The sequence below is a fragment of the Roseibium sp. genome (assembly GCF_965276855.1).
Lineage (GTDB): Bacteria > Pseudomonadota > Alphaproteobacteria > Rhizobiales > Stappiaceae > Roseibium.
On sequence record NZ_OZ255700.1, the window covers coordinates 3731851 to 3753088 of the forward strand.

20 protein-coding genes and 1 riboswitch are annotated in these 21238 nt (G+C 56.7%); of the genes, 12 read left to right on the forward strand and 8 right to left on the reverse strand.

What is annotated here, in order from left to right:
* Nucleotides 1-14: 14 nt before the first annotated feature.
* From ACQY4Z_RS17205 to ACQY4Z_RS17225, 5 genes are all read right to left on the reverse strand, one after another.
* On the reverse strand, nucleotides 15-950 hold the full coding sequence (locus ACQY4Z_RS17205; RefSeq protein WP_428523269.1) for an ABC transporter substrate-binding protein: 936 nt from the start codon (nucleotides 948-950) through the stop codon (nucleotides 15-17).
* A gap of 3 nt (nucleotides 951-953) precedes the next feature.
* On the reverse strand, nucleotides 954-1748 hold the full coding sequence (locus ACQY4Z_RS17210; RefSeq protein ID WP_428523271.1) for an ABC transporter ATP-binding protein: 795 nt from the start codon (nucleotides 1746-1748) through the stop codon (nucleotides 954-956).
* The gene (locus ACQY4Z_RS17215) at nucleotides 1745-2140 is read right to left on the reverse strand and encodes a DUF1636 family protein (RefSeq protein ID WP_428523273.1); all 396 of its coding nucleotides are present in this window, start codon (nucleotides 2138-2140) and stop codon (nucleotides 1745-1747) included. Before ACQY4Z_RS17215 ends, ACQY4Z_RS17210 begins: the two co-directional genes overlap by 4 nt.
* Before the next feature lie 122 nt (nucleotides 2141-2262).
* A riboswitch (cobalamin riboswitch) is annotated at nucleotides 2263-2477 on the reverse strand.
* Between the two features lie 141 nt (nucleotides 2478-2618).
* Nucleotides 2619-3680 (reverse strand): ABC transporter ATP-binding protein, encoded by a 1062-nt coding sequence (locus tag ACQY4Z_RS17220; protein WP_428523275.1) that lies wholly within the window; start codon nucleotides 3678-3680, stop codon nucleotides 2619-2621.
* A 28-nt stretch (nucleotides 3681-3708) separates the two neighbouring features.
* Nucleotides 3709-4488 (reverse strand): IclR family transcriptional regulator, encoded by a 780-nt coding sequence (locus ACQY4Z_RS17225; protein ID WP_428523277.1) that lies wholly within the window; start codon nucleotides 4486-4488, stop codon nucleotides 3709-3711.
* Between the two features lie 120 nt (nucleotides 4489-4608).
* Between ACQY4Z_RS17225 and ACQY4Z_RS17230 the strand changes: the two genes are divergently transcribed.
* From ACQY4Z_RS17230 to ACQY4Z_RS17270, 9 genes are all read left to right on the forward strand, one after another.
* Nucleotides 4609-5871 carry an ABC transporter substrate-binding protein gene (locus ACQY4Z_RS17230; protein ID WP_428523279.1) on the forward strand — a complete coding sequence of 421 codons (1263 nt, stop codon included), beginning with the start codon at nucleotides 4609-4611 and terminating at the stop codon, nucleotides 5869-5871.
* A gap of 102 nt (nucleotides 5872-5973) precedes the next feature.
* On the forward strand, nucleotides 5974-6885 hold the full coding sequence (locus ACQY4Z_RS17235; protein ID WP_306147458.1) for a carbohydrate ABC transporter permease: 912 nt from the start codon (nucleotides 5974-5976) through the stop codon (nucleotides 6883-6885).
* Between the two features lies 1 nt (nucleotide 6886).
* Entirely contained in the window at nucleotides 6887-7735 is an 849-nt protein-coding gene (locus ACQY4Z_RS17240; protein WP_008195769.1) for a carbohydrate ABC transporter permease, read from the forward strand.
* Nucleotides 7732-9813 (forward strand): alpha-galactosidase, encoded by a 2082-nt coding sequence (locus ACQY4Z_RS17245; protein ID WP_428523282.1) that lies wholly within the window; start codon nucleotides 7732-7734, stop codon nucleotides 9811-9813. Before ACQY4Z_RS17240 ends, ACQY4Z_RS17245 begins: the two co-directional genes overlap by 4 nt.
* A gap of 46 nt (nucleotides 9814-9859) precedes the next feature.
* Entirely contained in the window at nucleotides 9860-10624 is a 765-nt protein-coding gene (locus ACQY4Z_RS17250) for an SDR family NAD(P)-dependent oxidoreductase (protein WP_428523284.1), read from the forward strand.
* Complete coding sequence (locus ACQY4Z_RS17255; RefSeq protein ID WP_428523286.1) at nucleotides 10621-11541, forward strand: 2-dehydro-3-deoxygalactonokinase; 921 nt, start codon at nucleotides 10621-10623, stop codon at nucleotides 11539-11541. Before ACQY4Z_RS17250 ends, ACQY4Z_RS17255 begins: the two co-directional genes overlap by 4 nt.
* Nucleotides 11538-12155, forward strand: coding sequence for a 2-dehydro-3-deoxy-6-phosphogalactonate aldolase (locus ACQY4Z_RS17260; RefSeq protein ID WP_428523288.1), 618 nt, complete (start codon nucleotides 11538-11540; stop codon nucleotides 12153-12155). The genes ACQY4Z_RS17255 and ACQY4Z_RS17260 overlap by 4 nt, the downstream gene beginning before the upstream one ends.
* A 1-nt stretch (nucleotide 12156) precedes the next feature.
* Complete coding sequence (locus ACQY4Z_RS17265; RefSeq protein ID WP_428523290.1) at nucleotides 12157-12999, forward strand: SMP-30/gluconolactonase/LRE family protein; 843 nt, start codon at nucleotides 12157-12159, stop codon at nucleotides 12997-12999.
* A gap of 8 nt (nucleotides 13000-13007) precedes the next feature.
* Entirely contained in the window at nucleotides 13008-14909 is a 1902-nt protein-coding gene (locus tag ACQY4Z_RS17270) for a beta-galactosidase (protein ID WP_428523292.1), read from the forward strand.
* A gap of 56 nt (nucleotides 14910-14965) precedes the next feature.
* Here the strand turns inward: ACQY4Z_RS17270 and phnF are convergent, their stop codons facing one another.
* Together phnF and ACQY4Z_RS17280 are read right to left on the reverse strand one after the other, a co-directional pair.
* Nucleotides 14966-15742, reverse strand: coding sequence for a phosphonate metabolism transcriptional regulator PhnF (gene phnF / locus ACQY4Z_RS17275; protein ID WP_428523294.1), 777 nt, complete (start codon nucleotides 15740-15742; stop codon nucleotides 14966-14968).
* A 1-nt stretch (nucleotide 15743) separates the two neighbouring features.
* Nucleotides 15744-16889 (reverse strand): alpha-D-ribose 1-methylphosphonate 5-triphosphate diphosphatase, encoded by a 1146-nt coding sequence (locus ACQY4Z_RS17280; RefSeq protein ID WP_428523296.1) that lies wholly within the window; start codon nucleotides 16887-16889, stop codon nucleotides 15744-15746.
* A 123-nt stretch (nucleotides 16890-17012) separates the two neighbouring features.
* On the opposite strand from ACQY4Z_RS17280, the gene ACQY4Z_RS17285 reads away from it, so the two are divergent.
* From ACQY4Z_RS17285 to phnE, 3 genes are all read left to right on the forward strand, one after another.
* Nucleotides 17013-17864, forward strand: coding sequence for a PhnD/SsuA/transferrin family substrate-binding protein (locus ACQY4Z_RS17285; RefSeq protein WP_209174482.1), 852 nt, complete (start codon nucleotides 17013-17015; stop codon nucleotides 17862-17864).
* Nucleotides 17865-17968: 104 nt separating this feature from the next.
* A complete protein-coding gene (locus ACQY4Z_RS17290; protein ID WP_428523298.1) occupies nucleotides 17969-18745 on the forward strand; it encodes a phosphonate ABC transporter ATP-binding protein in 777 nt (258 codons plus the stop codon).
* A complete protein-coding gene (gene phnE / locus ACQY4Z_RS17295; RefSeq protein ID WP_428523300.1) occupies nucleotides 18742-19542 on the forward strand; it encodes a phosphonate ABC transporter, permease protein PhnE in 801 nt (266 codons plus the stop codon). Before ACQY4Z_RS17290 ends, phnE begins: the two co-directional genes overlap by 4 nt.
* A 195-nt stretch (nucleotides 19543-19737) precedes the next feature.
* Here the strand turns inward: phnE and ACQY4Z_RS17300 are convergent, their stop codons facing one another.
* Nucleotides 19738-21162 carry a M20 family metallopeptidase gene (locus tag ACQY4Z_RS17300; protein WP_428523302.1) on the reverse strand — a complete coding sequence of 475 codons (1425 nt, stop codon included), beginning with the start codon at nucleotides 21160-21162 and terminating at the stop codon, nucleotides 19738-19740.
* Between the last annotated feature and the right edge of the window lie 76 nt (nucleotides 21163-21238).

Genomic DNA, 21238 nt, shown 5'->3' on the forward strand with positions numbered 1-21238 from the left:
TCTCGCTCACGGGTTCACTCGCTCCAGAAGGCTTCGGCGAGTGTTTTGATCGCTCTGATGTTGCGCGGTCCCGGCGTTGCCTCGACATACTCCAACGTTACAAAGCGGTCGTTCTTGACGGCATCGAGATCTGCAAAAGCTGGATTTGACATCATGAACGCACGTTTCTGGTCTGCAGTGACTTCGCCGTAGTTGACGATCACGACGACTTCCGGGTTGCGTTCAACCACTTCTTCCCATGTGACGGTGGCCCAGCTTTTTTCAAAATCATCCATGATGTTCTTGCCGCCCGCAGCTTCGATGAGCGCGGTCGGCATGGCGTAGCGCCCGGCGGTAAACGGCGTGTCTTCGCCGCTGTCATAAACAAACACCCGCAGCGGTTCGCCTGTTTTGAGGTCCTGCTTGAACGCGGCAAGGTCCGAGCGGTAACCCTCTACGAGGTCTTCGGCACGCTCTTCAACGTCAAAGATACGTCCCAAATTCAACAGGTCAGCATACATGTCCTCGATGCTGGCTTTGTCCTTGTCCATGATGTGGGTGCACGATTCGGTGAGCTCATAAACCTTCACGCCAAAAGGTTCGAGCGTCTTTGGGGTGACCTCACCACCGACTTTCATTCCGTAGTTCCAACCGGCAAAGTAGAAGTCGGCATCCGCTCCAATGATCACTTCCTTGGACGGATATTTGGAGGACAGTTCCGGAAGTTCCTGAACACCTGCCCGCATTTCTTCATCTAGCGTTTTCCAGCCTGAGATCCCGGTATAGCCCACCATTCGGTCCTCAAGACCGAGGACCAGCATCATCTCTGTTAGATTTACGTCGTTGGATATGGCGCGTTGCGGTGGCGCATCGAAGGTCACCACACGGTCGCAGCTCTGCACGCTGGTTTCCGCGGTTGCAATGCCTGCGGAAAGAGCAAGTGCCAGGCCGGTCAACAATGTTTTCTTCATGAGTTAAATTCCCTGTTTTTGAATATGAAAAGTCAGATGATCATTGTTGCTGGGGGTGAGGCGCTCGCGCCGGGCGTCAACCTGGAAAGCCTGGGAAACAGCCGTTTCCGTCAAAACATGGGCAGGTGATCCGAACCCGAGTTGACGGCCCGATTGGAGGAGCACAACATCGTCGCATAACCCAGAAGCAAGGTTCAGATCGTGCAGCGAGGTGACGATCGTCAGGGGCAAACTGCGGATAAGGTCCAGAACTTCCAGCTGATGACGGATGTCGAGGTGGTTTGTTGGTTCATCCAGGATCAACAGCCGCGGTTCTTGCGCCAAGGCGCGGGCCACCATGACACGCTGGCGCTCTCCGCCCGAGAGGGTTCCAAGTTGGCGGCCTGCCAGTCCGTGCAAGTCCAGCCGGTCCAAGGCGCTCTCGATGATATTCCGGTCATGGGAGCCTGTCGTCCCAGCAAACCCGCGCCGGTGCGGTGTCCGCCCAAGTGCCACGATCTCACCGACAGTGAGTGCAAAGTCACTTGGTTGTTCCTGCAAGACGGCGGCAATCCGCTGTGCAGTCTCGCGCGCGGAGAGACTCCAGATGTCCTCACCGTCAAGCAGAACCTGACCTGTGACCGGTCGATAAAATCGGTAAAGCAGTCTGAGCAGGGTTGTTTTGCCGGCACCGTTCGGTCCAACAATTCCGAGTACACGGCCCGCTTCAAGATGGAAGCTGGTCGATCGCAGCAGGATGTCACCATGGTGCTTTGGCGACCAAGACAGGTCTTTGGCGGTGAGGGTTGCTGCGGTCACGAAGCGCGCGCTTTCTGCTCTTCGAATGCCGCGCCGGTGGCGGGTATCCGCGCCAGCGTAGACTTCCGCAACTTGCCTGGACGGTCGACAGACGAACACCATCCGTCGCCGAGATAGGCGTATTGTTTTGCAAACGCGACGAGATCATCGACATCGGTCTCTGGATCAATGTCCCCGAAAAGGTAGGAGGCCTTGCTCGTGCCGTGATAGGCGATCGTACACGGCCGATCGCACCCCGCCATGCAGGCGACACCTGAAACGTCGAAGGTTTCGGGCATTGTGTCGTCAGCAGCAAGTAAGGCGTTTCGGAGCCGTTCAATCAGCTCAAAACCCGGACGTGTTTCCGTGCCCCTTCGCCGGCAGGATGTGCAAACAGTTATACGATGGTTCATTTGGCCCTCCGCCACAAAGAAGGGCGCGCCAAACAAAACGAAGTGGTGGCGGTGGTGACCGCTTTGCCATCATATGCTCCGAGCCGGGCGCCCCGCCCGCGTCAAGTTGAAGATCCGGCGCAGCATCTGCACCGGTGATGGCAGGTCTCCTGACTCGCGGGTCGTAACTCTCCCGAACCTTCCCGGACGAAGTGTCCAGTGGTGTTTTACGGGGTCGCTCACCGCTCACAGTTGCGGGGGCAGTCACGGATTTGGTGCCTACTGGCTACGCCGCACCGTGTTCCCTTTTCATCTCGTCGGCCTTTGGCGTCTGAGAACCATCATCGCTAAAAAAGCCGATGGCCGTCGGCCGGTCAACTTAAAATGATTGACTTGAAGCTTGTGATCACAAGCAAATTTTCAGTTTGACGCCTCGGCGTTAAAACCACTGCCTATTGGCGTCTTCCATCAGAAAATTCGCAGAGCGCAAAACTTGCACTCAACGGAGCCGTTGTTCGGTCTTGGCATCGAAGAAAAAGGCGTTGGCTGGATCGAACGTGATTGCAACGGTGCTGTCCGGTCTCGGGACGTCTTCGCCCTTTGTTTCTATGATGACGCGTTCTCCCGTTTGGCAAACAAGATAGGAGTACGCGACACCGCCGAGTTGTTCGGAAAGATCAACCCTCGCGCCCTCGTCCGTCTCGCTGATCACCAGATGCTGCGGGCGGAGGCCGACCAGAACCTTTTCGCCATTTTTGGGAAGTGCAACGGATGGCTCGATCGTTAAACCACCAAATGCCGGAATGGCAACGCTGCCATCTTGGACGGTCCCCTCAATGAAATTCATCGACGGTGAGCCAATAAAACCGGCGACGAACTTGTTGTCCGGATCGGAATAGAGCGTCATTGGGGAGCCGACCTGCTCGATCCGCCCGGCGCGCAGAACCACGATCTTGTCGGCCAAGGTCATGGCCTCGACCTGGTCGTGGGTCACATAAATCATGGTGGCGCCGATGTCCTTGTGCAGCCGGGCAATCTCGACCCGCATATCAACGCGCAGCTCCGCATCTAGGTTCGACAGCGGCTCATCGAACAGGAAGACTTCCGGTCCGCGAACAATGGCGCGTCCGATGGCAACACGCTGGCGTTGGCCGCCTGAAAGGGCCTTTGGTTTGCGCGCCAAATAAGGCTCGAGTTTCAAGATACGCGCCGCTTCGCCGACCTTCTCCTTGATCTCGGCCTTCGGGTGCCCGTTCATTTTGAGGCCGAAGCCCATGTTTTCCTCGACCGTCATGTGCGGATAAAGGGCGTAGGTCTGGAACACCATCGCGACACCGCGTTCGGCCGGATCTGATTTGGTCACGTCTCTCTTGCCGATGGAAATTTTTCCGCCGGTGGTTTCCTCAAGGCCTGCAATCATGCGCAAGAGCGTGGATTTTCCACAGCCGGACGGTCCGACAAATACACAGAACTCACCGTGTTCAATCTGAAGATCGACACCGTGAATGACCTGAACCTCACCGTATTTTTTAACGGCTCCGTCTAAGGTGACACCAGACATGAAGTTCTTCTCCCCTCCCTGGGAACAATTATCCTGGAAACTGCCAGTCCGAGACAGCTGCGGCAATTTCAGATGCAGCCTTCAAGAGCGCAGGCTTTGCTTCTTTCAATTCATCAAGGCTTTTGCGCCGGGTTGATGTTGTCACCGAAAGCGCGCCAATCGGACGGCCCTTTGGTGACAAGATCGGTGCTGCGATACAGATGATTTCCGGTTCATGCTCTTCCCGGTCGTAAGCAATTCCCTCTTGGCGGATAGTGTCCAAATCAGCGCGCAGAGAGGCTTCGTCGGCCAGCGTTGCCGGGGTGTAGCGATAGAAGGATTGTTTGGCGATCACCTGATCGAGTTCACCTGGCTCGAGAAACGCCATCAGGGCCTTGCCGACCCCCGTGCAGTATCCCGGGCCAACCTTTCCCGCCTGGGAATACATGTCTATGGGATCTTTTGCGTTGCGTTTGTCGACATAAAGAACTTGTCCGTTGTCCAGTTGTGCCAGGTGCACCGTCTCGCCGACGGTCTCTGACAAAGCGGAAACAATGGGCCGCGCGATTGGTGCAATGGAACTTTGGCGCCAGGCCTGATGGGCGAGCCGGACAAGGCGGATACCCAACGCATAGGTCTGCTGCTCATCGCCGTAAGAGAGCATGCCTTGGCTCACCAGGGTCTGCAGCAGCCGGTAGAGCGTTGCCTTGGGCAGGGGGCTTTCATTGAGCAATTCGGAGAACCGGACCGGCCGCCCCTTGGCTGACACCATCTCCAGCACATCAAGTGCTTTGCCGACCGTCCCATCTCCGGTGGCGTGTTTGTTCATGTGAGCTCTCCTCCTGACCCGTTTCTTATCGCCGAGCCTGTTGACAACGTAACCGCTCACCCGCAAGGTATCAATATACAAAACTAAGTTTCAAATAATGGAACCTTAAGGGAGGAAACCATGCGTTCCATGTTGAAGACGTCCGCGGCGGCTCTTGCATTTTTTGCAACGGCGACCGGCGGCGCATTTGCTGACGGCCTGACCGGTGATCTCAAGATCTTTCTGGACACATCCAACCCGGCTCCCCGGGCGACGATGGAAAAGATGATTGCCGATTTTCAGGCAGACAATCCGGATCTCAAGATTGAGACCACAGTGATTGACCGGGAAGCTTACAAGACCCAGATCCGCAACTTCCTGACGGCGAACGCTCCGGATGTTGCGACCTGGTATGCGGCCAACCGGATGCGTCCCTATGTCGAAGCTGGGCTGTTCGAAGATGTTTCCGATCTGTGGGACGGCACCGAAATCGGTGAAAATCTTGCATCCACAAAAGGTGCGCTGACCATTGATGGCAAGCAGTGGGGTGTGCCTTACACCTATTATCAATGGGGTGTTTACTACCGGAAAGACATCTTCGACGAGCTGGGCCTTACTGAGCCGACCACTTGGGAAGAGGAGAAAGCCAACTGCCAGAAGATCATTGATGCTGGCAAAAAGTGCTACACGATCGGCACCAAGTTCCTTTGGACGGCCGGTGGCTGGTTCGACTACCTGAACATGCGCACCAATGGCTTCGATTTCCACATGGACCTGCTGCAGGGCAAGGAAAAGTGGGATTCTGATAAGGTCCGGGCGACATTCGCCAATTGGCGCGAGCTCATCGACATGGGCGCCTTCATCGACAATCATCAGACCTACAGCTGGCAGGAAGCGCTGCCGTTCATGGTTCAGGGCGATGCTGCAGCCTACCTGATGGGCAACTTCGCCGTTGCACCGCTGCGCGATGCTGGCCTCACTGATGATCAGCTGGATTTTTACCAGTTTGTCGAAATCACGCCGGGTATTGAAAAGGCTGAAGATGCGCCAACCGATACCTTCCACATTCCGGCCAATGCGCAGAACAAAGAAAATGCCCGCGAGTTCCTGAAGTATGTGGTGTCTCCGGACGTCCAAACATGGATCAACGACGGCAAGAACCTTGGGCAGCTTCCGGTGAACGCCAAATCCTCTGTCGATCAGGACAAGTTCCTGGAGCAGGGATTTGAAATGCTGTCGACAAACTCGCCAGGCGGTGTCGCGCAGTTCTTCGATCGGGATGCTCCGGCTGAAATGGCAAAAGTTGCCATGGAGGGCATGCAGGAGTTCATGGTCAAGCCGGACAATCTGGACAAGATCCTGGCCCGTTTGGACCGGTCGGCCAAGCGCATCTACAAGGACTAACTCCGATCTGATGAAACGGGCAGGGTGTTTCGGCACCCTGCCTTAAACTCCTGTTCTGCCAGCCGGCAGAGCCAGAGACGATTTCTTCCAACGAGTTTCCGAATGGCCTACACGACAGACGGCCACCAGACATCGTGGTGGCACAGGAACCAGCAACAGTTGACGCCTTGGCTCTTTCTGGCCCCGGGAATCCTGTTTTTCCTGTTTTACGTCATCTTTCCAATCTTCCAGTCCTTCAACTTGTCGCTTTACGAGTGGGATGGACTTGGAGAAGCGGAGTTTGTTGGTCTTTACAATTACGAAGAGCTCTATTGGGATGACGCGTTTTATACGTCCCTCAAGAACAATGTTATTTGGCTCGTTCTCTATCTGGCCGCGATCCCTGCCGGCCTTTTCATTGCGTTGTTTTTGAACCAGACAGTGACTGGTATCCGGCTTTACAAGTCGCTGTTTTTCTTTCCCTTCGTGATTTCTCAAGTGGTCGTCGGACTGGTCTTCACTTGGTTCTACGACCCAACCTTCGGCATCTTGAACGTTTTGCTCGGTTCCGTCGGTCTCCCGCCGATCAATGTTCTGGGGGACGAGAATTGGGTGACCATTGGGATCATCGTTGCCGGGCTCTGGCCACAGACGGCGTATTGCATGATCCTGTATCTGACGGGATTGAATGCTGTTGATCCGGAACAGATTGAGGCGGGGCGTCTCGATGGTGCCAAAGGCTGGCGGATGCTTTGGTACATCATCATTCCGCAGCTTCGTCCGGCAACCTTCATTGCCTTCGTCGTGACCATTATCGGTGCGCTCCGGTCCTTCGACCTGATCTCGATCATGACCAACGGCGGACCGTTTGGCGCAAGCCGCGTGCTCAGCTTCTACATGTTCGAGGTTGCCCTGTCTGAATACGGTTTCCGGATGGGATATGGCGCGGCAATTGCGGTTGTCCTTTTCCTGATCATGCTGATGTTCATCGCCTACTTCCTATGGTCGATGTACAAGGAAGAAAAGGCGCGCTGAGATGTTTCCGACACCCATCGAACGCACACCGCGCTCTTGGCAGATTACCTATCAGACCTTGTTGCCGCTTGCGCTGATCCTCTGGCTGCTGCCCCTGATCGCCGTCGCCATTTTCTCGGTCAAACCTGACGCTGATTTTGCGAATGCCAACTATTGGGGCTGGCCGTCATCTTTTGAGGGGTTCACTAATTACGGTCTGGTTTTCACCGGATCGGACATGCCGCAATATCTCCTGAACTCGTTCAAGATCACGATCCCGACTGTGATCGGTGCGGTCGCGCTGTCCTGCATGACCGGCTTCGCGCTCGGTATCTATAAGTTCAGAGCCAACATCTGGATCTTCTTCATGTTCGTCGCCGGCAACTTTGTGCCGTTCCAGATCCTCATGGTCCCGGTCCGCGATCTCACGCTGCAGTTGGGGCTCTACAACACGATCACCGGCTTGGTTCTGTTCCACATCGCTTTCCAGACCGGATTCTGTACGCTTTTCATGCGCAATTTCATCCGCGCCCTGCCGTTTGAGTTGATCGAAGCAGCAAGGGTGGAAGGCGTAGCAGAATGGCGGATCTTCTGGTTTGTCGTCCTGCCCCTGATGAAGCCCGCTATCGCCGCGCTCTCAGTGCTGATCTTCACCTTCATTTGGAACGATTACTTCTGGGCGATTGTGCTGACCCAAGGCGTTGAAAGCCAGCCGGTCACCGCGGGGATCACCTCGTTCAATGCCCAATACCGGGCCGCCTATCACCTGATGAGCGCGGGCTCCATCGTCGCAGCTCTGCCCCCGGTTGCCATGTTCTTCATGATGCAAAAGCATTTCATCGCCGGTTTGACGCTTGGGGCCGTGAAATGATTAAGACCTGGCATCTTGGCGACCAGCATCAGAGTCTGGTCCTGGCATGCCGTAATGCTGGTCTACCGGAGGTTGTCTACTGGGGTCCGGCCCTGCCGGAGAGCGAAAACCTGCAGGTTCTGGCGGAAGCTGCTGTCATGGATGTGACCGGCGGCATGGTGGATGAAAATGCGCCAATCAGTTTGAACCCGGAAGCTTCAAGAACCTTTCCCGGACAGACAGGGCTTGCGGCACGAGACGCTGCTGGGAAGGTTCTGGCCCCACGTTTCAGCTTTCAATCGGAAGAGCAGTCCGGCAATGAGTTGTCACTGGTTTACTCTGATGAAGACTGCGGTCTGTTGCTGACATTTGCTCTCAGCCTGACGGCCGACACCTCGCTCCTGAAACTGCAATGCCATCTTCGCAGCAATGACGACATTGTTGTCGACTGGCTGGCAGCGCCTGTCCTGCCGGTTCCGGTGTACACCAACGAGATGATCGAGTTTTCCGGCCGCTGGTGCTCGGAATTCCTGACCAACCGCCTGCCCTTTGCCCCCGGCGCACGCGTTCGTGACAACCGGACGGGCCGGACCGATCATGCCCACTTTCCGGGCTTGATCGTGTGTAATTCTGGAACCTCCAATACCACTGGGGACGCCTATGCTTTTCACTATGGCTGGTCCGGAGGCCATAAAATGGTCGCAGAGGAATTGGCGGATGGCAGGCGGCAGATCCAGTTCGGACACGCGTCGGCCAGCCTTCGCAAGGGCACATCGTTTGCGACCGCGCCGCTTTATGCCACCTATTCCGCCGATGGCTTCAATGGGGCTGCGGTCCGGTTTCAGCGGCATGTCCGCACGCAAATCGTAAAGGACGCGCGGACGCCGCGCCCCGTGCACTACAACTGTTGGGAAGCCGTCTATTTCGACCATAAACTCGATGAGCTGAAAGCCATCGCTGACCGGGCTGCGGAGCTTGGTGCGGAACGCTTCGTTCTTGACGACGGCTGGTTCGGCAAACGCGACGATGACACGTCCTCTCTTGGGGACTGGACGATTGATCCGCGCAAATACCCGGAGGGCCTCACTCCGCTCATTGACCATATCACGTCTTTGGGCATGGAATTCGGCATCTGGTACGAGCCGGAAATGGTCAATGAGGACAGCGATCTCTACCGCGCCCATCCGGACTGGATCCTGGGACTTGAAGACCAGACACGCGGCCGCCAGCAGCTCGTGCTCGACATGGGCCGGCAGGACGTTCGCAAATATCTCTTTGACCAGATGTCGGCAGTTCTTGGCAGCCATGCCGTTGGCTATGTCAAATGGGATCACAACCGGGTTCTGCCCGTTGTCGATGCGGCACAGACTGAGGGTGTTTACGCCCTGTTCGATCAGCTGCGCACGGCCTTCCCACATGTTGAATTTGAGAGCTGCTCGTCCGGCGGAGGCCGGATCGATTTTGGCATTTTGGAACGCACGCAGCGGGTCTGGCTATCCGACAGCAACGACGCGCTGGAGCGTCAACGTATTCAGCACGATGCAGCGCTTTTCCTACCCGCGTCCGTGACCGGATCGCATGTCGGTCCACGTCACTGCCACACTTCAGGCCGGGTGATCTGCATGTCGATGCGCGCCTGGACCGCAGCCCAGCGGCACATGGGGTTTGAAATGGATCCGCGCGAGTTGACGGATGACGAAGCGCGGACGTTGAAGGCCGTGACCGACTGGTGGAAGGCCAACCGGGACTGGTTGATGGAGGCGGACATCCTGCGTCTCGATACGACCGATCCGGCAACCATCGCGGAGATACAGGTAGCGGAAACCGGGGACCGGTTTGCAGTTTTCGCCGCCCTGACCCGGCCTTCCGACCAGATCCTGCCGCACCCGATCCGTTTGACGGGTTTGGACCCAGATGCTGTCTATAAGATCACGCTGACGAACCGGGACGAGACGCCCGGCTTGTCTCGTGGCGCGCCGCTTTTGAAACATCAAGATCTCACGGTCAGCGGTCGGTATTTGATGTCGCACGGTCTGACACTGCCCTGGCGGTTCCCGGACACAATCTGGGTTATCGAAGGCCAGCGTCTGCCAAATTGAGCAAATCACTTTGGCATTTTGAGCCACAAACACAGGGGACCCACTGATGTACGCGAATTTTCCGGATCTCAAAGACAGCTCGGTTTTCATCACCGGCGGTGGGTCCGGCATCGGCGCCTCTCTGACGGATGGTTTCTTGGCGCAAGGGGCCAAGGTCGCCTTCGTGCAGCGGTCCGATGCGACTGCTTTTTGCGATGAAATGGAAGAAAAACATGGCAACCGGCCGGTGTTTTTGCCGTGCGATATCACCGACATGAGTGCGCTCAAGGCCTCAATGGATGCGGCCGTGAAGGCGAACGGGCCGATCTCGGTCCTTGTCAACAACGCGGCCAATGACAAGCGCCACACCACGGAAGAGGTTGATGAGGGCTTTTGGGATTGGTCCCAGGCGATCAACCTGAAGGCCTATTTCTTTGCGTGCCAGCACGTCGTCGACGGCATGCGAGCAGCGGGCGGCGGATCGATCATCAATTTCACATCGATTTCCTACATGATGGGCAACGCTGGATACCCGGCCTATACCACAGCCAACTCCGGCATCAACGGATTGACCCGGAGCCTGGCGCGGGAGTTTGGCCCGGACCGTATTCGCGTCAATGCTGTAGCTCCCGGCTGGGTTCTCACCCAAAAGCAAAAGGATATGTGGGTAACGCCGGAAGGCCTTGCTGCTCATATCGATCGCCAGTGCCTCAAGGAGGAGTTGGTGCCTGAAGACATGGTCGACCCGGTGCTGTTCCTTGCCTCAAAAGCCAGCAAGGCAATGACCGGTCAATCTCTCGTAGTCGATGGCGGGGTTGTGGTAACCGGATGAGTGGAGAGGATGACATTGCCTGGATCGCCGCTGATTGGGGAACGACCAATCTGCGGATTTGGGCGCTCGACGCTGCAAATCATACGGTTTTGCACAAAGCGTCGGCCAGAGGAATGAGTACACTCGCGCCGGAAGACTTTGAAGGCGCTCTTCTGGAGCTGATCTGCGAGTGCTTGCCCGAGAACCGAACAATTCCGGTCATAATTTGCGGTATGGCCGGGTCGCGGCAAGGTTGGCGGGAAGCGCCTTATAGGGAGACACCTTGCGCGCCTCCCGGTGTCAGCAACGCGACAATCGTGGAGCCGGTCGATCCACGGCTCTCGGTCTATATCCTTCCAGGCATCAAACAGATGGCACCGGCAGATGTGATGCGCGGCGAAGAAACCCAGATTGCCGGGTTTCTGTCTGACCATCCCTCATTTACCGGTCTGATCTGCCTGCCTGGGACCCATACCAAGTGGGTGGTATTGGAGGAGGGGACCATCACCAGGTTTCGCACGTGTATGACGGGCGAAGTCTTCGCCCTTTTGAAAGACAAATCCGTCCTGCAGCATAGCCTGGCGCAAGAGGGGTTTTGCAACACAAGTTTTGAGGTGGCAGTCAAAGAGATCACCAGGTCTCCGGAACGTCTGACCAGTGAGCTCTTCGGCATTCGCGCCTCCAGTCTGATTGCAGGGCAAACTCCCGAAGCCGCGACTGGTCGCCTTTCAGGTCTGCTTATCGGAGCTGAACTTGCCGCAGTCGCATCAGAGTTTGATCTAAAGACAACAGCAATCTTGGGCAAGGATCAGCTCTCGCGAGTTTATAGAGCAGCGCTTGGTATCCTCGGGCACCAGAGCGCGTTGCTCGACGCTGAAAGTTATACGGTCAAGGGTCTAAGCTTGGCCTATGAAGCACACCTGAAAGAAACAAAATGAGCCGACACATCATCGCGATCCTGCGGGGACTAACGCCTTCTGAGGCCTTGCCGGTTACAGAGGTTTTGATAGAGGCTGGCATCACCAAGATTGAGGTTCCCCTCAATTCACCGGAGCCGCTCAAGAGTATTGAGGCCATGGCGAAAGCCTATTCCGAGCGAGCTGAAATCGGTGCTGGAACTGTTCTGGAAGCTGAGCAGGTTCATCAGGTTAAAACCGCTGGTGGCAAATTGATTGTCTCGCCGGATTGCAATCCGGACGTCATCCGCATCACAAAGGCGGAGGGAATGTCATCCTTTCCGGGTGTGATGACACCCACCGAATGTTTCAGCGCGCTCCGCAACGGAGCTGATGGTTTGAAGTTTTTTCCTGCCACGCTCATCGGTCCTGATAGGCTTAAGGCCATGCTTGCCGTATTACCGAAGGGAACGAAGACCTACGCAGTTGGTGGAGCCGGGCCGGACAATTTCGATCATTGGCTGAAAGCTGGCGCAACAGGTTTTGGTATTGGGACGGCACTGTTCAAGCCGGGATATACGGTTGATGAGATCAAAGCCCGGGCTGGGGCCATTGTCACTGCCTATGATGCTGCCGTAACATCGAATGGGTCGTAAGATGGCAACGATCTACGATCATAGGCAATGCCTTTTGGGGGAAGGGCCGATCTGGCACCCTCAGCGCCAGCAGTTGTTTTGGTTCGACATTCTCAACAAAAAACTGCTGAGCCGGAGAGGCGATGAAGACCTCTCGTGGCAATTTCCGGAACATGTTTCTGCCGCGGGGTGGATCAGTGAACATGCCCTGGTGATCGCCAGTGAGAGTAAGCTCTTTTTGTTCGACCTGGAAACTGGGGCCGAGCAGATGTTGTGCCCGCTGGAGGCAGACAATCCGATCACCCGCTCCAATGACGGACGCGCCGACCCGTACGGCGGCTTCTGGATCGGGACCATGGGAAAACGTGCTGAAACTGGTGCAGGCAGTATCTACCGGTACTTTCGCGGAGAGCTGCGTCAGTTGTTTTCCGGTCTGACGATTACCAATTCGATCTGCTTTTCTCCGGACGGTGAGACCGCCTATTTCACTGATACGCCAACGGGTATCATTCAGAAAACCGCACTCGACCCGTATGGTTGGCCGATGGGCGAGCCAACCGTCTTTGCTGATCTTACAACCGAAGGTCTGAACCCCGACGGTTCGGTCGTCGATGCGGACGGATACCTCTGGAATGCACAATGGGGCGCCCACCGGGTCGCTCGTTATGCGCAGGATGGATCCTTCATCGAAGCAATTGATTTTCCCGCTGAACAGATTTCTTGCCCGGCCTTTGGTGGTGCCGATCTGAAAACTCTTTTCGTAACAACCGCGACCGAAGGCGGGCTGACTGGCGATAGCGACGGCAAGACCTTTGTCGCTGAGACATCGACCAGGGGTCAAGCGGAACACCGTGTCCGGCTTTAGAGCAAATCATGAAACGCACACTTGGCACTTGTTATTATCTGGAACACTGGCCTGAGGAAATCTGGGAGGCCGATGCCCGCCGGATGAAGGACGTCGGCCTGACGTGGGTTCGCATTGGTGAATTTGCCTGGTCGCGTCTGGAGCCCACGCCGGGGGACCTTCAGTTCGACTGGCTGGACAGGGCCATCGACACTCTCGGAACCGCCGGTCTGAAGGTCGTTCTAGGCACGCCGACCGCGACCCCGCCGCGCTGGGTTATCGACAAGCATCCGGACATGATCGCCGTTGATGCAAGCGGTCAGCCGCGCAAGTTCGGCTCCCGCCGCCATTATTGTTTTTCCCATGAGGGCTTCCGGGCCGAAAGCGACCGCATCGTCACACTGATTGCAGAGCGCTACGGTCGGAACCCGCGGGTCGCCGCCTGGCAAACCGACAATGAATACGGCTGTCACGATACCACCATTTCCTATTCCGCTGCCGCCCGTGATGCATTCCGGGTGTGGCTGGAGCTACGGTACGGCACTATCGGTGCGCTCAACCGCGCCTGGGGCAATGTCTTCTGGTCGATGGAGTACCGCACCTTTGCCGAAATTGATCTGCCCAACCTGACGGTCACCGAACCGAACCCGTCTCACACGCTCGCATTCCGGCGGTTTTCGTCAGACCAGGTGGTCAGTTTCAACAAGCGGCAGGTCGAGATCATCCGGGCGAATTCCGATGCTCCGATCAGCCACAACTACATGGGCAGGATCACGGATTTCGATCACTTCAAGGTGGGCGACGATCTGGAAATCGCCACCTGGGACAGTTACCCGCTCGGGTTCCTTGAGGACCGGGTCGGGGCATCGGCCGAGCATCAGCGCGCCTATGCCCGTCAGGGAGATCCCGACTTTCAGGCCTTCCATCACGACCTTTACCGCGCCGTCGGCGAGGGCCGCTGGTGGGTCATGGAACAGCAGCCGGGACCGGTCAATTGGGCGCCTTACAATCCGGCACCGCTGCCGGGCATGATGCGGCTTTGGGCCTGGGAGGCCTATGCCCATGGGGCGGAGGCTGTCTGTTACTTCCGCTGGCGGCAGGCCCCGTTTGCCCAGGAGCAGATGCATGCAGGTATGTTGCGGTCGGACAATGCCGATGCCCCCGCCCTGATCGAGGCCCGGCAGGTCGCGGACGAATTGCGTGCCGTACCGGATGTGTCAGCTCCGCAAACCCCTGTTGCCCTGATCTTCGACTATGACGCCGACTTTGCCTGGGCCACCCAGCCACACGGTGCCGGGCTCAGCTATTTCCAGCTGGTGTTCGACGCCTACAAGGCACTGCGCAAGCTCGGGCTGTCCATAGATATTCTGCGTCCTGAAACCCGCGATTTCACCGGCTACAAAGTCGTCGCCGCACCCGGCATGATCACCATGCCGAACGATCTGAAGACCGCCCTGGCAGAGTGTGACGCGGAAGTGGTTCTCGGTCCCCGGACAGCAGCACGAGACGCGGACATGGTCATACCCGTCCCACTGCCCCCGGACATGCCGGGACTGGATGTCACCGTTGCACGGGTGGAAAGCTTGCGTCCGGACATGCCAATGCCCCTCAAGGGCGGCGGGGCCTTTACCGGGTACCGCGAGGAACTGGAAAGCGCTGCCGAAACGCTGTTCGAACTGGACACCGGAGAACCGGCTGCTGTCAGCTCTGATCATCTCACATACGTTGGCGGGTGGTGTGATGATGTGGCCTGGCGCCGGCTTTTTGAGCACCTTTGCGCAAAGGCGGATATGCCGACCTTCGATTTGAAAGATGGGGTCCGGTGCCGTGACACCGAAGGCATGCGCATCTGGATCAACTATGGTTCAAAGGCTGCTGAAACGCCCGCGGGCCCAATCGCGGCGGCAGGGGTTCTGTTTGAAAAACTCTAGCAAACTAAAGTTGGCAGCCGATCGCTAACCCGACCGTCGAGAGATTGCCAATACAATCAAGCCTTGGTGGGTACCGCGCCTGGAAATACAATTTCGACGCTAGAGAGTGGCCAGCAGCCAGCATTGTATTCGATTGGGGTACCGGTTGGATCGCAATTGATCGCAACCACTTCCAGAATGGGTGTGCGCGGACTGAGGTTCAGCCCCTCCGCTTGCCGCGCCGTTGCAAATCCGCCCGCAATTCTTGTTTCGGCGCGCTCGTAGCGTTCGACACCGTGCGCTTTGTAGACCTCTGTCACTGAGCCCGTTTTGTTGTAGACGGCTTGGAAGTCCGGAAACCTCGCTGCCGGGAACTCTTTGGCGGTCAGATAAATTGGCTCGCCATCCAGAATCCGGCGCCTGAGCAGCTTAATGACTTGGGTTCCGGTTGGCAGTGCAAGAGCAACTCCGCCTTCAAACGAAACATCGCCGCGAGTGAGGTTCAATGTCTCGGTGGTCACCCGATCGCGGGCGACCTTGAAACCGTCGGCAAACCTCATGTTGCTTTCAACTTCATACCGTTCAGGTCTCTGACGGACGAAAACGCCAACACCTTTTCTGGCGTGAAGATGACCTTCCTGCTGCAACTTGGAGAGCGCCCGGCGAATGGTGATCCGGCTGACTTGAAAGACTTCGGCGAGATGAACTTCTCCGGGAAGCTTGATGCCAGGTGCCAGCTCGCCATTTTCATACGCGAACTGAAGACGGTCACATATCTGTAGCCAGATGGCTTTTTCGCCTTTGGCTCGATAGGGTTCGCGCGCGAGAGTTCGAAACAATTCCAGATCGGTCACATCACACCTGGTGGCTTTGATTTCCTGAATTGAAGGTATATTTCACCTGGCCGTTGGCAATCACCATCCGGATGCTGCGGGTCTTTTTATCCACCAGAATGCAATCCGCCCGCAGTCCTTCTGCTATCTCGCCACGATCTGCCAGTTTTGCCGCCGCTGCCGCGTTTTTGGAGATGAGGTTCCATGCCTTTTCTAGCGGAAGAACACCGTCATCAACCAGTTTGAACGCAGCGATCAATGGAGCTGGGTAGTAGTAGTCCGATGCCAGAACGGTGCAGTGGCCGGACGCCACACTTTCCCTTGCATCGATGGCGTTGTTCTGGGAGCCGCCGCGCACGATGTTGGGGGCGCCCAAGACCACGTGTTCACCTTCTTCGGCCGCGCTTTTGGCGGTTGCGATGGTCATAGGGAACTCGGACACGGAGACGCCCAAGCGGCGGTGTTCCGTGCGGGTTTCCGGGGTTAACTCGTCATGTGCGAAGACGGAGCAGCCCGTATCCCGAGCTCCTGCGCAGATGGCTTCGATCGCAGCTGAGACCTCGTTGCGCCGTTCCCAGACCTGCTCGATAAGGGTCTTGCACTGGTCTTCTGAAAGGCCGGATCTGCCAGCCATCCGGCTGATCTTCGATGAGGTTTTCGGCAGGTCGAGATAGGCGGTCGTGTGATCGTTGAGAGACAGAATGGACTTGGGGTCGTCCTGAACCCAATCAATCATATCGCGGACATGGTTCAGCGCGAATGTCTCCCACCGGATGTTCAGATGCATGTCTGAGGCAAACTTCGCCCGCAGGGCTTTCAGGTGCATTCGGAAATTGGCGGCAGCCTCATAGCTGCGCAAGCCCGGTTCCCAGGAAACAGTCAGCCCATGATAAGCGGTGGTAATGCCATTGGAGATCAATTGCCGGTCAACATCCGCCAGCGCAATTGGAAGCGGGAAGTCGACATTCGGGCGCGGTTGTATTGACCTCTCAAAAGCATCCCCGTGTACATCTATGATACCCGGGAGGATATAGCAGTCCGCTGCGTCAATTGTTTCGCTAAATCTCTTTGATGAATCAACAAAAACGCCTGAGTGAATGTTAACCGGCTCACGAATGAATTCATCATTTTTCAGAGCGTCGCCGCCAAAAATACTTATGGAAGTCAATTTCTAGCCCTCGAATATTTTAAGAATGGTGCGGCTACGTCATGAAACCGTTATCGACGGAGATCTATAGGGAGGCTGTATGACACTCCTGTGTACACAGGAATAGCCATTGGAGAATTCAACATGCTTCGTTCTGCCATTGCTGCAGCTGCAATGATTTTCGCGCTCCCTGTTGCCGCTGAACCTGTTCGTTTTGCGGTCACCGATATCGAAGGCTTGGAAGCGCTGCAGCAGGAATTTTCGGCCTTTGAAAAGGCTCTGGAAGACACAACAGGTTTGGACATTGAACTGTTTCCGGTCAGCTCCCGGACGTCCGCCGTTGAGTCCATGAATCAGAATAAGGTCGATCTGGTCCTGACAGGTCCGGCCGAATATGTCGTAATGAAGGAACTGACCAACGCGGAAATCGTGGTTGCTTGGCAGCGCCCAAACTACTTCGCCCAGATCGTGGTGATGGCAGAAGGTGAGATTGATGGGCCACAGGACCTCAAGGGCAAGACCGTGACTTTCGGTAGTGTCGGCTCAACATCTCAGCACCTTGGCCCGGCGCAGGTTCTCGCTGACTTCGGTCTTGCTTACGGCACCGATTACACGCCGCAGATTATTTCCCGGAACGTGGCCATCGAAGCTCTGATCCGCGGCGATGTGCAGGCTGTTGGCATGAACGACAGCCACTTGCGCCGCATTCGCGACGCGTTTCCTGGCGAAGCTTTCAAGGTCATTGCCCGGGGCCGTGATCTTCCGAACGACATTCTGGTCGCTCGCCCGGACATGGATCGTGATGCTTTGGAAAAAATCAAGACTGCGTTTCTGGAAAACAGCGGAGCGCTGATGGCTGCTGTTCTGAAGGGCGAAGACAACCAAAAGTATGGTGGTGGCTTCTTCCTGACCGGCGTGAACGATGAGAACTACAACTACGTTCGCGACATGTACCAGACCATTGGTGTCGACACCTCTTCATTCGTTGGTGACTAACCTCCTCTTGAAGATAGCGGGAGCGCGGGCGATCGCGCTCCTTTCCGGTGCTGTCGCTGTGTCTTGCACCGAAAATTGACACGAAGAATCCTGAGGACCGCGCGGTGCTTCACACGCCTCTCGCCGATACCAAAGATGTTGCGATTGCAACGTCGGCACTTAAGAAACAGTACAAGAATGGCCAGTTTCCGGTCCTGAAGGGCGTCAACTTGACCATCCGCCACGGCGAGCGTGTCGCATTGATCGGCTCCAATGGCAGCGGCAAATCGACTTTGTTGAAGTGCCTTATCGGGCTGCATGCTGTCAACGAGGGATCAGTCCAGACACTGGGTGAAACCTTTGGCTCCATGCCGACCGCTGCGCAGCGCGCACAGTTGCGCAAGCAGACAGGTTTTGTTTTTCAAAAACACTGTCTGGTGAAACGGCATTCGGTTTTAAGCAATGTTGTCCACGGCATGCTGGGTTTGCCTGGCAGTTGGCGCGCTTTCACTCAGGCGACAGCGCCTTCTAGGTGGCGTGCGAAGGCCATGTCTGCGCTTGAGGATGTTAATCTGGCCGACAGGGCGCGGAGCCGGGCTGATGCGTTGTCTGGAGGGCAGCAACAGCGCGTTGCAATTGCGCGCGCCATCGTGCGTGGGCCGCGGCTGATCATTGCCGATGAGCCGGCCGCCAGCCTTGATCCGGTGTCCGGTGCAGAGGTCATGCGCCTATTTTCCGAACTTGCTCAAGCGCACGGAATTACCTTGCTCTTCACCAGCCACGACATGGAACACGCTGCGGCTTATTCCGATCGGATCGTGGCTCTGAAGAATGGGCAGATCCTGTTCGACAAGGCCTCGCGCGCGGTCTCTGACCAAGACCTTCGGGACACATTCCAATGAGTGGCGTGTCCCCGGACCTCCGGTCCCGTTTTTCGGGAATGTCATCGATCAACTTCGTGCTGATCCTTGTTGTTGCCGCGATTGTTCTAAGTTCCATCAACTCTGTTGCGCCATCCGTTGGCCAATTGGCGGATGGGTTGCCGAGTATGATCAACCTGCTTGACCGCATGTGGCCGCCCAACACGGAAGCAAATTTTCTTGCGCGGGTGGGAATGCGCCTCGTCGAGACATTTCAAATTGCCTTGGCGGGCGCCGCGATCGGGATCGCTCTCAGTCTGCCGATTGGATGGCTGGCTGCGAAAAAAGTGTCTCCCATCGGTCCGGCATCCTGGCTGGTGAAAGCTATCATTTCTCTACTTCGGACCATCCCCGATCTGGTTTGGGCGCTTTTGTTTGTGGTGACTGTCGGGCTTGGGGCCGTTGCGGGCACCATGACGATCGTTGTCGACACAATCGGGTTTTGCGGCCGGTTTTTCGCGGAAGCCATGGAAGACGCCGACAAGGAGCCGCAGGAAGCGCTCGCAGCGATCGGTGCCAACAAGGTGTCCATCCTCATGGGTGGAATATTGCCGGATGCCGCACCATCAATGATCAACACAGCCCTGTTTGCGTTGGAAAAGGCTGTCCGGTCGTCTGTCGTTTTGGGGCTTGTCGGTGCTGGCGGGATCGGTCAGGAATTGAAGGCGGCCTTCGATCTCTTCCAGTACAAGAACGCGTCCGCGATTATTTTGGTGATCTTTGTGATTGTGCTCGTAATGGAGTTCATCACCGACTGGCTGCGCAGCAAACTGCAATAGATCCGCCGTTCTTCTGAGGCGTTCCAACACATATTGAATGCCAAGCGCAAACTGCTCGTAAGCATGAACCAGCTGTTAGATACCCCATCTAGTGAGATTGATCTGCCCGGCGGTTTTTTGATTGTGGCTGGCCGGACGTGTTTCGCATAAAAACACGACAATTTCCGGCCAGCGCACTTGGATATCTGTTTGCACCTACTGGTTGCTCATGGCTTTCAGGGGAGGGGCAACCTCTTCCGGGATCGGGCAGGCATAGGGGTCTTTGGCCAGCGTCGCCTTGTGCGCATCAATGGCCTGGTTCAAAACACCAGCGTCCTCAAAGAGATCGACGGCCGTGCCTGCCATGATCTTTGCAGCGTGGACCATCCCCTTGTGTGCTGCCGGTGCCTTTCCTTGTGCGGTCAGCTGCCATGTGTGGAACGGCGTGCCCACTGCACAGGTGGCAACGCGTGCCTGAACCGTCGGAACGGCCCAGCTGACATCGCCAACATCGGTTGAGCCTTCCCCGCCCTCGCTTTGGCGATCCAGCGGTGCCACAAAATCGCACAGCGCAAGATCCGGATCGACCTCCGCGCCAATCCTGCGGAAGGAAACCGTGATGTTGTCCGCACTCAATGTCTTGCGGATTTTGTTTGCAAAGATGCGGTCCGTTTCGTCGAAATCAGGGGCACCCAGCCGGTCCAGATTGCGCTGCATGGTTTCTTCCAATGGGCGGTTGCCGAGCAGATTGGACACCCCGCTGACAACACTGCTCTCGACTGTTGTCTCAGTCATGAGCGCTGCGCCCTCGGCAATCTTCTGCACCCGCCCGATCAGGTCGCGCAGTTCTTTCAGGTTCCGCGCCCGCACCAGCTGGCGCACGGTTGCCTTGGACTGGACGACATTCGGCGCAATCCCGCCGGCATCCAGATAGGCATAATGCACCCTGGCGTCGTCCGGCATGTGTTCGCGCATGTAATTTACGCCCACATTCATGAGTTCGATTGCATCGAGAGCGCTGCGGCCGAGTTCGGGAGCGCCGGCGGCATGGGCTGCCAAGCCATGGAAGGTGAAATCGATCCGCGTGTTCGCAAGAGACTTGGCTTCGTTTACGCCGGTGAAGGTTGCCGGATGCCAGGAGATCGCTGCATCGACGTCGTCGAACAGGCCTTCACGAACCATGAAGGTCTTGGCCGCGCCGCCTTCTTCAGCGGGGCAGCCGTAATAGCGCACGCGCCCCTTGAGGCCGCGTTCTGCCAGATAATCCTTCACGGCGGACGCCGCCATCAAAGCTGCGGAGCCGAGAAGATTGTGCCCGCATCCATGCCCGGGACCGCCAGCCTCGACGGGTTGATGTTCGGCAGCGCCAGCAACCTGACCAAGTTCTGGAAGGGCATCGAACTCACCGAGAATGGCAATGACGGGGCCTTCATCCCCGGCTTCGCCGACAATCGCGGTCGGTATACCCGCAACACCTTCAGTGATCCTAAAACCTTCCTGTTCCAGCATTTTCTTATGCTCAGCAACGGACTTGAATTCGGTATAGGCAATTTCCGGCAGGTCAAAGACACGATCGGAGAGGCCGATATAGTCTTCCCGGCGGCTGTCGACCAGATCCCAGACGCGATCCGTATTTTTCATTGTGTCCTCCCAAAAGGTCAGCAGAACCCCGTCGCGCCGCAGATATGCGGCACGGGGCAAGTCTTCATGTTGGCGA